The sequence below is a fragment of the Bradyrhizobium sp. CCBAU 051011 genome (assembly GCF_009930815.1).
Lineage (GTDB): Bacteria > Pseudomonadota > Alphaproteobacteria > Rhizobiales > Xanthobacteraceae > Bradyrhizobium.
This window is the reverse complement of sequence record NZ_CP022222.1, coordinates 5,778,920-5,792,588: the sequence shown is the minus strand read 5'-3', so window position 1 is coordinate 5,792,588 and position 13,669 is coordinate 5,778,920. Positions and strand designations below refer to the sequence as shown.

10 protein-coding genes and 1 riboswitch are annotated in these 13,669 nt (G+C 63.8%); of the genes, 6 read left to right on the top strand and 4 right to left on the bottom strand.

What is annotated here, in order from left to right; all coding sequences use genetic code 11:
* The first annotated feature begins 80 nt into the window (after nt 1-80).
* From ACH79_RS27065 to ACH79_RS27055, 3 genes are all read left to right on the top strand, one after another.
* The gene (locus tag ACH79_RS27065) at nt 81-1,295 is read left to right on the top strand and encodes an NADP-dependent isocitrate dehydrogenase (protein ID WP_161853657.1); all 1,215 of its coding nucleotides are present in this window, start codon (nt 81-83) and stop codon (nt 1,293-1,295) included.
* Between the two features lie 183 nt (nt 1,296-1,478).
* On the top strand, nt 1,479-1,985 hold the full coding sequence (locus tag ACH79_RS27060; protein ID WP_371419286.1) for a DUF3455 domain-containing protein: 507 nt from the start codon (nt 1,479-1,481) through the stop codon (nt 1,983-1,985).
* A 219-nt stretch (nt 1,986-2,204) separates the two neighbouring features.
* Nucleotides 2,205-2,711 (top strand): DUF3455 domain-containing protein, encoded by a 507-nt coding sequence (locus ACH79_RS27055; protein ID WP_161856598.1) that lies wholly within the window; start codon nt 2,205-2,207, stop codon nt 2,709-2,711.
* 183 nt (nt 2,712-2,894) lie between these two features.
* Here ACH79_RS27055 and ACH79_RS27050 read toward each other — a convergent pair whose 3' ends face one another.
* Both ACH79_RS27050 and alaS read right to left on the bottom strand, forming a co-directional pair.
* The gene (locus ACH79_RS27050; RefSeq protein WP_161853656.1) at nt 2,895-3,569 is read right to left on the bottom strand and encodes a DUF2270 domain-containing protein; all 675 of its coding nucleotides are present in this window, start codon (nt 3,567-3,569) and stop codon (nt 2,895-2,897) included.
* 312 nt (nt 3,570-3,881) lie between these two features.
* Entirely contained in the window at nt 3,882-6,557 is a 2,676-nt protein-coding gene (gene alaS / locus ACH79_RS27045; RefSeq protein WP_161853655.1) for an alanine--tRNA ligase, read from the bottom strand.
* Between the two features lie 213 nt (nt 6,558-6,770).
* Nucleotides 6,771-6,861, top strand: a riboswitch (glycine riboswitch).
* A 137-nt stretch (nt 6,862-6,998) separates the two neighbouring features.
* Between alaS and gcvT the strand changes: the two genes are divergently transcribed.
* The 3 genes from gcvT to gcvP are packed head-to-tail and all read left to right on the top strand — an operon-like array spanning nt 6,999 to nt 11,418.
* Nucleotides 6,999-8,144, top strand: a complete 1,146-nt coding sequence (gcvT, locus tag ACH79_RS27040; protein WP_161853654.1) for a glycine cleavage system aminomethyltransferase GcvT — start codon at nt 6,999-7,001, stop codon at nt 8,142-8,144.
* A gap of 22 nt (nt 8,145-8,166) precedes the next feature.
* Entirely contained in the window at nt 8,167-8,532 is a 366-nt protein-coding gene (gene gcvH, locus ACH79_RS27035) for a glycine cleavage system protein GcvH (protein WP_065728594.1), read from the top strand.
* Nucleotides 8,533-8,544: 12 nt separating this feature from the next.
* Complete coding sequence (gene gcvP, locus ACH79_RS27030) at nt 8,545-11,418, top strand: aminomethyl-transferring glycine dehydrogenase (protein WP_161853653.1); 2,874 nt, start codon at nt 8,545-8,547, stop codon at nt 11,416-11,418.
* A gap of 146 nt (nt 11,419-11,564) precedes the next feature.
* On the opposite strand, the gene ACH79_RS27025 is transcribed toward gcvP, so the two are convergent.
* On the bottom strand, nt 11,565-12,362 hold the full coding sequence (locus ACH79_RS27025) for a hypothetical protein (protein ID WP_246738148.1): 798 nt from the start codon (nt 12,360-12,362) through the stop codon (nt 11,565-11,567).
* A gap of 213 nt (nt 12,363-12,575) precedes the next feature.
* Complete coding sequence (locus tag ACH79_RS27020; protein ID WP_202639047.1) at nt 12,576-13,556, bottom strand: hypothetical protein; 981 nt, start codon at nt 13,554-13,556, stop codon at nt 12,576-12,578.
* Nucleotides 13,557-13,669: the final 113 nt, after the last annotated feature.

Genomic DNA, 13,669 nt, shown 5'->3' with positions numbered 1-13,669 from the left:
GGTTTGCGGTGCTATAGGCCGCGTATAATCACTCCACCCCGCCCGTATCAGCGGTTTTCCGAGAAAAGGCCCCTTCCGTCATGGCAAAAATCAAGGTGTCCAACCCCGTCGTCGAACTCGATGGCGACGAGATGACCCGGATCATCTGGCAGTACATCAAGGACAAGCTGATCACCCCGTTCCTGGATGTCGAGCTTCTGTATTTTGACCTCGGAATGGAGTACCGCGACCAAACCAACGACCAGGTCACGATCGATGCCGCCAACGCCATCAAGAAGGTCGGTGTCGGCGTCAAATGTGCCACCATCACCCCTGATGAAGCCCGGGTGAAGGAGTTCGGCCTGAAGGAGATGTGGAAGTCGCCAAACGGCACCATCCGCAACATCCTCGGAGGCGTGATCTTCCGCGAGCCGATCATCTGCAAGAACGTGCCGCGCCTGGTTCCCGGCTGGACCAAGCCGATCATCATCGGCCGCCACGCCTATGGCGACCAGTACCGCGCCACCGACATCAAGTTCCCCGGCAAGGGGACGCTGACCATGAAATTCGTCGGCGAGGACGGCACGGTCATCGAGAGGGAAGTGTTCAAGACCCCGGGCTCCGGCGTCGCGATGCAGATGTACAACCTCGATGACTCCATCATCGACTTCGCCCGCGCCTCCTTCAACTACGGCCTGTTGCGCGGCTATCCGGTCTATCTCTCGACCAAGAACACGATCATGAAGGTCTATGACGGCCGCTTCAAGGACATCTTCCAGGATGTCTTCGACCGCGAGTTCAAGAAGGAGTTCGAAGCCAAGCGCCTGACTTACGAACACCGCCTGATCGACGACATGGTGGCATCAGCGCTGAAATGGTCCGGCGGCTACGTCTGGGCCTGCAAGAACTACGACGGCGACGTGCAGTCGGATACGGTTGCCCAAGGCTACGGCTCGCTCGGCCTGATGACCTCGGTGCTGCTGACGCCCGACGGCAAGACCGTGGAAGCCGAAGCCGCGCACGGCACGGTGACCCGGCACTATCGCGAGCACCAGAAGGGCAAGGAGACCTCGACCAACTCGATCGCGTCGATCTTCGCCTGGACGCGTGGCCTCGCCCACCGCGCCAAGCTCGACAACAACCCGCAGCTCGCGAAATTCGCCGATACGTTGGAAAAGGTCTGCGTCGCGACCGTCGAGGAAGGCTACATGACCAAGGACCTCGCGCTCCTGGTCGGCGCCGACCAGCGCTGGCTGTCCACGACCGGCTTCCTCGACAAGGTCGCCGCCAATCTCGAAAAGGCGATGGCGGCCTAAGCCGCCTTCGCAACTCCCCCACATCATTCCCTGCGACAAACGCTAAGCGTTTGCGCACGGGGACAGAGCGACAAAGCAATCCACGTCTTGGAGCACGATGGATTGCTCGACGCCTGTCGTCGGGCGCGCATTCGCGCGGCCGACTGGCTCGCAATAATAGAAAATCCACGACGGAGCATTACTGTGTCGTTCACTAAGAGCATCGCGCTCGCCGCCTTCCTATTGATCGGGTCGCTTGTCAACGCGACCGCCCAGAAAGCACTTCCCGAAGCCATCGCAGCTCCGGGTGAAACCGCGATACTTACGCTGCATGCCGAAGGCGCGCAGGTCTACGAATGCAAGAGCGGCGGCGACGGCACGCTCACCTGGGCGTTTCGGGAGCCGATCGCGACGCTTTTCCAGGACGGCAAGACGGTCGGCCGGCATTATGCCGGACCGAACTGGGAATTCAGCGACGGCAGCGCGGTGGTCGGCCAGGTCGCCGGCACGGCCCCGGGCATGGTCGCGAACGACATTCCCTTGCTGAAGCTCACGGTGACTTCCCGGCGCGGCAACGGTGTTCTCAGTACAGCGACGACGGTGCAGCGGATCAACACGGCGGGTGGAAGGCTCAACGGCACCTGTTACAAGGCGGGCACCTATGAAAGCGTCCCCTACTCGGCCGATTACGTGTTCCTGCGCAAGGGCTGAACGCTTTCTCCGTCATGTAGCGCCCCTGACCATGTCGAAACGGCATTGCCCAACGGCGGCGCCCCCAATCGGCATGCGGAAAGGCTGCGCCCAAACCGGCGCCGGCTGTCCACCACCGGCTTCCCCGACAAGGGCTCGGACAATCTCGCCAAGGGCAATGGCGGCATAATGAGCCGGCGATGGTGTTGGTCCTTCGGGGCCAACATCATGGGATCTATGATGCCGTATCTCGGAAATATCGCGCTCGCCGCGTTCTTGTTGTCGACCTCAGCCCTGGCTGCGAGGGCGCAGACACTGCTTCCCGAGGCCGTCGCGGCACCCGGCGAAACCGTCGTCCTCACACTCCACGCCGAAGGCGCGCAGGTCTACGAATGCAAGGCTGCCGCCGACGGCAAGCTGGCCTGGGCGTTCCGCGAGCCGACCGCGACGCTGCTGCTCGACGGCAAGACTGTCGGCCGGCACTATGCCGGGCCGAACTGGGAACACATCGACTCGAGCGCCGTCGTCGGCAAGGCCGTCGGCAACGCGCCCGGCGCGACAGCGAACGATATTCCCTTGTTGAAGCTGACGGTGACGTCCGGGCGCGGCACCGGCATCCTCTCCGGCGTCACCACGGTGCAGCGGATCAATACGGTGGGCGGAAAATTCGAAGGTGCCTGCGACAAGGCCGGGAGTTACCACAACGCGCCCTACTCCGCGGACTACGTGTTCCTGCGCAAGGGCTGACATCACGCTACGCCGCCACCCGGGGAATTGCCGATGCTGTTCATGGTGATCGAGCGCTTCAAGAACCAGGACCCGATCCCGGTCTACCAACGCGTTCGGGATCCCGGCATCACATCCCCGCCAGCGTCAGCCTGCACATTGCGACCGACTATCCAGGTGCATCGACCACGCTTCGCGCGATCGCTAACCCATCGCCACCTTGCCGTCCCCGTGCTCGCGTCCGTCGAGCCACAGCGTGCCGAGCGCGAACGCCAGCCAGCCGAAATTGTAGAGGAAGCCGATTATCAGAACGACCCAGCCTGGAATCGGTCCGACTGCGGCGCGATCGACAAATTCCGCGAGGGTTGACGCGGGCGCCGGATGGATTGCGATCTTGCCGTAATAGGCAATCACCTGCACGGCGAGAATCCAGACGTAGTTGCGGCGCAGTCGCCGCCCCGCCGCGCGAACAAACGAGATGTGGTGGCGGGGCGCGGTGTAGTCGCGCCCGAGCGTCACCTGCCAGCTATCGTCGCGGGCTTCGCCGGTGAATATTGGCGCGTAGAAATTCATCTCCATCCACCGCGCTCGGGCGCGCCAGACATTGAAGTAGCGATAGCGTCGCGCCTCCATGCCGAGAAACACGGCAATGAGCAGGCCCACGAGCAGGAGCGGCAGCGGTGAAGCCTCGGGGCTCGAAAATGTCGTTGAGAGGGCGATGCCCATTGTGACGATCGCCCAGTTGGTCGTGTTGTCGAGCCGCGTTCGCCAGATCGTCGAACGGTAGACCTCGCCCCGGTAAAGATGAGCGATGGCGCCCATCTCAGCAGAATTGAAGATGTGTTGGTGATGTGTTTCGCTGGAAGCCGTGACAGACATGGCGGGACTCCGGTTGTCCGAACCGGGGATCACCGACATTGACCGCGAGAATCCACGTCATCAACGCCGATGAACCTATCCGGAATTGTGACCCGGCAACTATGCTCGCCCTGAGGCCGAATTGCCAGTGACAGCTCGAACAAACAATAGAACGGTGCACCGCACACTATTATCCCGTGACAAGGATTGCTTCCGCCTTCGCTCTCCGAGCTACGCGGACAAGTCGTCGCTTTGCTCCCTTGCGCAAAACGCTTCGGGTTTGTCGCAGGCAATGACGGCGGCGCGATATGACGCTTTCGAGCGCCTGCCAGATCAGGCCCCGCCCATCGCCTGCTCGATCGCCGAGAGCGCCGCGTTGGCCTTGGCGCCGTCGGGGCCGCCGGCCTGCGCCATGTCGGGCCTTCCGCCGCCGCCCTTGCCGCCGAGCGCTTCCGACCCCTTGCGTACCAGTTCGACCGCGTTGAAGCGCGCAGTGAGATCGGCGGTGACGCCGACGACGATGCCGGCCTTGCCGTCCTCGGTGACACCGACGATCGCGACGACGCCGGAGCCGATCTGCTTCTTGCCGTCGTCGACCAGGCTCTTGAGGTCCTTGGTCTCGACACCCTCGACCGCGCGTGCCAGCAGCTTGACGCCGCCCGCTTCGCGCACGCCGCCGGCCGCGCCCCCGCCATTGGTGGCGCCACCGCCCATCGCGAGTTTCTTGCGTGCATCCGACAGATCGCGCTCCAGCTTCTTGCGCTCTTCCATCAGCGCCGCGATGCGCGAGGGCATGTCGTCGACCGAGGTGCGCAGCTCCGCTGCAGCGTTCCTGGCGAGCGCCATCGTGTCGTTGGCGTGCTTGCGCGCGTGACGCCCGGTCAGCGCCTCGATGCGGCGCACGCCCGAGGACACCGCGCTTTCGCTGGTGACCGAGATCAGGCCGATATCGCCGGTACGGCGCACATGGGTGCCGCCGCACAGTTCGACCGACCAGCCGAGCGCGTTCTGGCCGTGCGCGCGATCCTGCTTGCCCATCGACACCACGCGGACCTCGTCGCCATATTTCTCGCCGAACAGGGCGCGCGCGCCGGCCTCGCGGGCATCATCCACCGCCATGATGCGGGTGGTGACCTCGTCATTCTCCAACACCACATCGTTGGCGATGTCCTCGACACGGGCGAGTTCTTCCGCCGTGATCGGCTTCGGATGTACGAAGTCGAAGCGCAGCCGATCCGGCGCCACCAGCGAGCCGCGCTGGGCGATGTGATCGCCGAGCACCTGGCGCAGCGCCTCGTGCAAGAGATGCGTCGCCGAGTGATGCGCGCGGATCGAAGACCGGCGCCCATGATCGACTTCGAGCTGCAGCGCGCTGCCGACCTTCAGCGTGCCCTGCTCCACCGTGCCCAGATGTACGAACAGATCGCCCGCCTTCTTCTGCGTGTCCGTGACGCGGAACTTGACGCCGTCGCCGGTCAGCAGGCCGATGTCGCCGACCTGGCCGCCGGACTCCGCATAGAACGGCGTCTGGTTCAGCACGATCGCGCCGCTCTCACCCGTCTTCAGGCTGTCGGCATCCGCGCCGTCCTTCACCAGTGCAGTCACAACGCCCTCGGCGCTCTCGGTGTCGTAGCCGAGGAATTCGGTGGCGCCGAGCTTTTCGCGCAACGGGAACCAGATGGCCTCGCTGGCGGTATCGCCCGAGCCGGCCCACGACGCGCGCGCCTTGACGCGCTGCCGCTCCATCGCGTCCGAAAACGCCGCTTGATCGACGCTGATACCGCGCGACTTCAGCGCGTCCTGCGTCAGGTCGAGCGGGAAGCCATAGGTGTCGTACAGCGTGAACGCGGTGTCGCCGTCGAACATGTCGCCTTTCTTCAGGCCGGCGCTCTTCTCGTCGAGGATCGACAGGCCACGCTCCAGCGTCTTGCGGAAGCGGGTCTCTTCCAGCCGCAGTGTCTCCTCGATCAATCTCTCGGCACGCACCAGATCCGGATAAGCCTGGCCCATCTCGCGGACCAGCGCCCAGACCAGGCGGTGCATCAGCGGCTCCTTCGCGCCAAGCAACTGCGCATGGCGCATGGCGCGTCGCATGATCCGGCGCAGCACATAGCCACGGCCCTCGTTCGACGGCAGCACGCCGTCGGCAATCAGGAACGACGACGCACGCAGATGGTCGGCAATGACGCGGAACGACGCGATGTTATCCTTCTTGGGACCATGCCCGAGCGCTGAACCCGTCGCGTCGATCAGGTTACGGAACAGATCTGTCTCAAACACGCTTTCGACGCCCTGCAGGATGCAGGCCATGCGCTCCAGCCCCATGCCGGTGTCGATCGAGGGACGCGGCAGCGGCACGCGCTCCTCCTTCGTCATCTGGTCGAACTGCATGAACACCAGATTCCAGAATTCGAGGAAGCGGTCGCCGTCCTCCTCCGGGCTGCCGGGAGGTCCGCCCCAGATGTGTTCGCCGCGATCGATGAAGATCTCGGAGCATGGACCGCACGGGCCGGTATCGCCCGCCGCCCAGAAATTGTCCGAGGTCGCGATGCGGATGATGCGATCGTCCGAGAAGCCGGCGATCTTCTTCCAGTAGGCCGCCGCCTCATCGTCGTCGTGGTAGATGGTGACGAGCAGCTTATCCTTCTTCAGCCCGAAATCCTTGGTGACCAGGTTCCAGGCGAGCTCGATCGCGCGCTCCTTGAAGTAGTCGCCGAAGGAGAAGTTGCCGAGCATCTCGAAGAAGGTGAGATGGCGCGCGGTGTAGCCGACATTGTCGAGGTCGTTGTGCTTGCCGCCGGCACGCACGCACTTCTGCGCGGTGGTGGCGCGCTGATAGGAACGCTTCTCGATCCCCGTGAAGACGTTCTTGAACTGCACCATGCCGGCCGCCGTGAACATCAACGTTGGGTCGTTGCGCGGCACCAGCGGCGACGACGGCACGATTTCGTGGCCGTTCTCCTTGAAGAAGTTCAGAAAGGTCGACCTGATGTCGTTGACGCTGCTCATGTTCATCCAATCGGGCAAAGGGCCGGATCAGGCGGCAACCAGCCCTTAACCCTCCGGCGGAACGCTTTTAGACAAGGCCGCCTGCGGTGTCCAGAAACTGTGCAGGCGGATCATAGGCTTGCCGCAGCACACAAGATGGGCACGCACATCCCGTTGATAATGCTGCGGCTGCGTTGACAGGCTTGGCAGGCCTGTGTTTCCCTCTTATCTGTAAGACGTCACGTCGGGAGAGATCGGCTTCAGCGCCGGCGCCGAAGGAGCAACCGCCCCGGAAACTCTCAGGCAAACGGACCGCGTGACGAAATAGCATCTGGAAAGTGACGCCGGGCGGCATGTGCCCAGGGCGTCCGCCGACGGGATAATACTCTCAGGCACAGCGACAGATGGGGCTTTCTTAGGGTTTTCGGAGGCTGGTCTCCGGAACCCATGAGGGCCTAACGGATGCTGGCACGCGACGAATCTCCCCTTAAACGCACCCCATTGCACGCGCTCCATGTGGCGCGCGGCGGCAAGATGGTTCCGTTCGCGGGCTATGAGATGCCAGTGCAATTCCCGGCCGGCGTGCTGAAGGAGCATCTGCACACGCGCAGCGCCGCCGGCCTGTTCGACGTCTCCCATATGGGCCAGCTCGCGCTGCGGGCGAAATCGGGCCGGATCGAGGACGCGGCGCTGGCGCTGGAGCGGCTGGTACCGCAGGACATCGTGGCGGTGCCGCCGGGACGGCAGCGCTACGCCCAGTTCACCAATAATGACGGCGGGATTCTCGACGACCTGATGGTGGCGAATTTCGGCGACCACCTGTTTCTGGTGGTCAACGCCGCCTGCAAGGCCGAGGACGAAGCGCGTTTGCGCGCGCATCTCTCCGAGAGCTGCATTATCGATTCTCTGAGCGATCGCGGCCTGATTGCACTGCAGGGACCAAAGGCGGAATCGGCACTGGCGAAACTTGGTGCCGACGTCACCGCCATGCGGTTCATGGATAGCGGCCCGCGCAAGGTCGCCGGCTTCGACTGCTTCGTCTCACGTTCCGGCTACACCGGCGAGGACGGCTTTGAGATTTCTGTGCCGGCCGCACAGGCCGAGGCACTGGTGACGATGCTTCTGCAAAACCCTGACGTGTTGCCGATCGGCCTTGGCGCACGTGACAGCTTGCGGCTCGAGGCCGGCCTGTGCCTCTACGGCCATGACCTTGACACCACGACGACGCCGGTTGAGGGCGCGTTGGAATGGTCGGTGCAGAAGAGCCGCCGCAGCGGCGGCGCCCGCGCCGGAGGATTTCCGGGCGCGGACAAGATTCTCGCCCAGTTCGAAACCGGCGCAACGCGCCGCCGCGTCGGCTTGCTCGCGCAAGGCCGCGCGCCGGTGCGCGAAGGCGCGCTGTTGTTCGCCGATAGCGCCGCTGCCGAGCCGATCGGCAAGGTTACCTCCGGCGGCTTCGGGCCGAGCCTCAATGCGCCGGTCGCGATGGGCTATCTGCCGACATCGCTCGCCAAGAACGGCACGCAGGTTTTTGCGGAAGTGCGCGGTCAACGCCTGCCGCTGCAGGTCGCTTCCATGCCCTTCGTTCCCAACACCTATAAACGCTGATTCAAACGCCAGAGGAAGTTTCATGACCACGCTGTTCACATCCGACCACGAATGGCTCCGCATCGAGGGCGATGTCGCCACCATCGGGGTCACCGACTATGCGCAGTCGCAGCTCGGCGACGTCGTGTTCGTCGAACTGCCCAAGGTCGGCCGCGCCCTGAAGAAGGCCGAAGCCGCCGCGGTGGTCGAATCCGTGAAAGCCGCCTCCGACGTCTACGCGCCGATCTCTGGCGAGGTGATCGAAGTCAACGAAGCGCTCGCCGCCGAGCCCGCGCTGGTGAATTCCGACGCCGGCGGCAAGGCCTGGTTCTTCAAGTTGAAGATCGCGGACAAAAGCGAACTCGGCGGCCTGATGGATGAGGCCGCTTACAAGGCCCATACGGCTTAAGGAAAGCACGCCATGAACGCGCCGCTCAAGACCACTGCCGCAGCCGCCACCGATTTTGTGCGCCGGCATATCGGCCCCTCGCCCCGCGACATCCAGTCCATGCTGGACAGCGTCGGCGCGAGCAGCCTTGCCGAGTTGATGGGCCAGACGCTGCCTGGCTCCATCAGGCAGGAGGCGCCGCTCGATCTGGGCTCGGCGTTGAGCGAAACCGAGGCGCTGTCGCATATGCGCGAGCTGGCCGCGCAGAACGAGGTGTTCACCTCGCTGATCGGCCAGGGCTATTCCGGCACCATCCTGCCCGCGGTGATCCAGCGCAACATTCTGGAGAACCCGGCCTGGTACACCGCCTATACCCCGTATCAGCCCGAGATCAGCCAGGGCCGGCTGGAAGCGCTGTTCAACTTCCAGACCATGATCTGCGATCTCACCGGGCTCGACGTCGCCAACGCCTCGCTGCTCGACGAGGGCACCGCCGCGGCGGAAGCGATGGCGCTCGCCGAGCGCGCCTCGCAGGTCAGGACAAAGTCATTCTTCGTCGATGCCGAAGTGCATCCGCAGACGCTCGCGGTGCTGCGCACCCGCGCCGAGCCGCTAGGCTGGAATCTCGTCGTCGGCGATCCCCTCACTGATCTCGATAAGGCCGACGTGTTCGGCGGCCTGCTGCAGTATCCGGGGACGTCAGGTACGGTGCGCAACCTGCAGCCGGCGATCGCCGCGCTGCGCGCCAAGGGCGCGCTCGCAGTGGTCGCCGCCGATCTTTTGGCGCTGACGCTGATCGCCTCGCCCGGCGAACTTGGCGCGGATATCGCCATCGGCTCGGCGCAGCGGTTCGGCGTGCCGATGGGCTATGGCGGACCGCATGCGGCCTATATGGCGGTGCGCGACGCGCTGAAGCGCTCGCTGCCCGGCCGCATCGTCGGCTTATCTGTGGATTCGCGGGGCGCGCCGGCCTACCGGCTGGCGCTGCAGACTCGCGAGCAGCACATCCGTCGCGAAAAGGCCACCTCCAACATCTGCACCGCGCAGGTGCTGCTGGCGGTGATCGCCTCGATGTATGCGGTCTATCACGGCCCCGAAGGGCTGACCCATATCGCGCGCAACGTGCACCGGCGCACAGCGGTGCTGGCGGCGGGCTTGCGCAAGCTTGGTTTTGCATTGAAGAGCGAAGCGTTCTTCGACACCGTGACGCTGGATGTCGGGGCCAAACAGGGCGAGATCGTCGTCCGGGCACACGCTGAGAAAATCAATCTGCGCCTGGGTGACGGCACGCTCGGCATCGCGCTGGATGAGGCCACTACGCCGGCGACCGTCGAGGCGGTATGGCGCGCGTTTGGCGGCAAGCTTTCCTATGCCGAATTCGAGATCACCGCGCGCGAGGCCCTGCCCGCCGCCCTGAAACGCGACAGTGCGTTTCTTACCCATCCCGTGTTCCACGCGCACCGTTCCGAGACCGAGCTGTTGCGCTACATGCGCAAGCTCAGCGATCGCGACCTCGCGCTCGACCGCGCCATGATCCCGCTCGGCTCCTGCACCATGAAGCTGAACGCGACCACGGAAATGATCCCGCTGACCTGGCCCGAGTTCGGCTCGCTTCATCCATTCGCGCCATCCGAGCAGGCCAGGGGCTATCACGTGCTGTTCAGACGGCTCGAGAAGGCGCTGTGCGACATCACCGGCTATGACGCGATCTCGCTGCAGCCGAATTCGGGCGCGCAGGGCGAATATGCCGGGCTGCTGGCGATCCGCGCCTATCACGCGGCGCGCGGCGAGCCGCACCGCAAGGTGTGCCTGATCCCCTCCTCCGCGCACGGCACCAATCCGGCGTCCGCCAGCATGGTCGGCATGGAGGTGGTGGTAACGGCCTGCGATGCGCGCGGCGACGTCGACGTCGACGACCTCCGCGCCAAGGCCGAGAAGCATTCGAAGAATCTCGCCGCGGTGATGATCACCTATCCCTCGACCCACGGCGTGTTCGAGGAGCACATCACGGAGATCTGCGACATCGTCCATAGCCATGGCGGCCAGGTCTATCTCGACGGCGCCAACATGAATGCGCAGGTCGGTCTGTCCCGGCCCGGCGATTACGGCGCGGACGTCAGCCATCTCAATCTGCACAAGACCTTCTGCATCCCGCATGGCGGCGGCGGCCCGGGCATGGGCCCGATCGGCGTCAAAGCGCATCTGGCGCCCTATCTGCCCGGCCATCCCGCCACCGACGGCACGGCGCCGGCTTCCGTCGGTCCGGTGTCGGCGGCGCCGTTCGGCTCGGCGTCCATCCTGACCATCTCCTACATCTACATTTTGATGATGTCGGGCGAAGGCCTGACGCGCGCCACCGAGATCGCGATTCTCAACGCCAACTACATCGCAAGCCGGCTCGATCCGCATTTCCCGGTGCTCTACAAGAATGCGAAGGGCCGCGTCGCGCATGAATGCATCGTCGATCCCCGCGCCCTCAAGACGACGAGCGGCGTCACCGTCGACGATATTGCCAAGCGGCTGATCGACTACGGCTTCCATGCCCCGACCATGAGTTTTCCGGTCGCAGGTACGCTGATGATCGAGCCTACCGAATCGGAATCGAAGGCTGAAATCGATCGCTTCTGCGATGCCATGATCGCGATCCGCAACGAGATATCAGAGGTCGAAAAGGGCCGCTGGAAGATCGAGGCCTCGCCGCTGCGCCATGCCCCGCACACCGTGCACGACATCGCCGACGACGGATGGCAGCGCGCCTATAGCCGCGCCGAGGGCTGCTTCCCGGCCGGCACCTCGCGGACGGACAAATACTGGTGCCCCGTCGGCCGCGTCGACAACGTCTATGGCGACCGCAATTTGGTGTGCTCGTGCCCGCCGGTGGCGGACTACGCGCAGGCGGCGGAGTGAGATCCTTGTAGGATGGGTTGAGCGAAAGCGAAACCCATCGCTGTTATCACCGCCGATGCGGCATGAGATCGGTTTCGCTGCGCTCTACGCATCCTACGGTCTAAGGTGAGGCGTTCGCTTTCGCTCGCCCCCTCCTGCGGGTCACGCTACGGCACGAGCAGGACGGGGTCCCAGCGCCACAGCCGGTCGTTGGTCAGCCGCGTGCCGCCCCACCAGCGATCGATCGGATTATGCCGGCTGAAATCTTCGGTGCCCGCTAAAATGGCCTTGCCGAGCGCGGTGAGCGAGAGCCGGCTTTCCTTATATCGCTTCAATCGGTCGCTTGAATTGTGCATTTCAAGCGTGAACGGCCACTCCGCGAGGCCCGACACAGCGGGCACCGGAGCAAGCGCAAGCCCTTCCAGGAGAACACCAGCCTCCCAGTAGCCGAACACGCGACGCTGAAAGCGCTGCCTGTAATGCGGAAACACCTCGAACGGACGCTCGTAGTCCGCCGCGATCAATTCCAGAATTCGCAGTTCGGACGCGCCGAGCCCGGTTGCGCGCGCTGGTAGCTCTTCGAGCATTTCCAGCACACATCGCCGAAGCTGCGGCAGGATGCTCAAATCCCTCCCGAGCAGATTGAACCAGGCATGCGGCGTCGGCGCCCGGTAGGCCTGCCACGCAAGGCTTGCGATCTCGAGGTGATGGTCGTTGATCGCGACGCCCGGGAACTTCCATTCGGCGAGACGCGCAGGTTCTGTCTCGCCGAAAGAGACATCCACGTGCTGCAAAATGATCCTTAAGGTTTTCGCCCGCGGGCCGAGATAATCCAGCAGCCAGATCAATACCAGTTGGGCATTCGGCTCGGTTTCCATCCAGAGCTCGACCGTTTCAAAATGCTCGCTAGCCTCGATCAACCCGAGATCCTTGATGCCGAATTTCTGGCGGCGTCGCGGCGGCACGGAATCGAGCCAATTGCGAGTCCGGCCTTTGCGTTGTCCTTGCCGCCAAAAACGCTGCAAGCTCCGCATCGGAACGCGGTGGCCCCCAAACCATCCGAAGCTCGATGGCGGCAGCCAGATCGGCGTGGCCGGCCGATACAACGCCGCCCGCGCTGGAGGAATCTGCCGTCAGGATCAAACGCGTCACGGTACGCCTCGCTCAGACTGTACGCATCAGGGCTTGATCAGCGCCGGATTCCAGCGCCAGAGCCGATCGTTGGTCAGATGCGTGCCGCCCCACCAACGGTCGATTGGATTGTGCCGGCTGAAGTCTTCCTTGTGGGCGAGAACAGCCTTGCCGAATTCGGTGATCGACAGCTCGCTTCGCAGGTAAGCGGCGTGCCGGTCCCGGTAATTTTCCCGCGAGAGCGTGCGCAGTTCCTCCTCGAGGCCTGCCACGGCAGGGCGCGGGCCAAACGCAAGCCCATCCAGCAAATAGCCGTATTCCCACTCGCCGAAGATGCGCGTTTGCCGCAGTTGGTAGAGATGGAAGAGCGCATTTGTGAGCGAGTACCCTCGCGCGATCAACTCGAGCATCCGCATTTCCGAGGCGCCAAGCCCTGTCGAACCTGACGGCAGTTCTTCGAGCAGATCGATCAGGACAGGTTTGAGCAGCGGCAACGCGCTCAAATCCCTTCTGAGCAAATCGAAGCAGGCAACCGGCGTGGGCGATCGCCAAGCCTGCCAGGCCGCGCTCGCCGTCGCCAACTCCCTTTCCGTGACGTCAACAGCCGGCGGGTCCCACCGGCCGAACGTCTCAAGCTCCCTCATATCCAGATCGACGAGACGCAGCTTCAACCTGCCAACGATTTCCGGATAGGAACGGAAGTAATCAAGCAGCCAGATCAGTTTCAGCTGCGCGCTCGGTCGCACGTCGAACCACAATTCGACGGCTTCGTATTGCTCGCAGAATTCGGCCAGGCTCGCATCAGGGTGCGTCCTGTTTTCGCTCTGTTTCCGGTGGACGCCCCAGTCCGACCAGTGTGTGCCTTCGTCGTGGCTTGCGAGACGCGGACCAAGATGGGCTGCGAGTTCATCCGATGAGGGCTGCGGTCCCCAGACAAAGTCGAAAAAGGCTAGATCCAGCAGGAGGTCCGCGAAGTCATTCTTTATAAAGTCCGGCGTCAACCAGCCGGTCAGGACCAGAGGCTTCATTGCACTCTCCGATGATACCTACCCACCAAACAAAACGGGCGCTGAAGACGTCGGCAACTCAACGTCTACAGCACCCGTCTGTCACGTTAGGCCTTAACCCCTGAAGCGTTTCT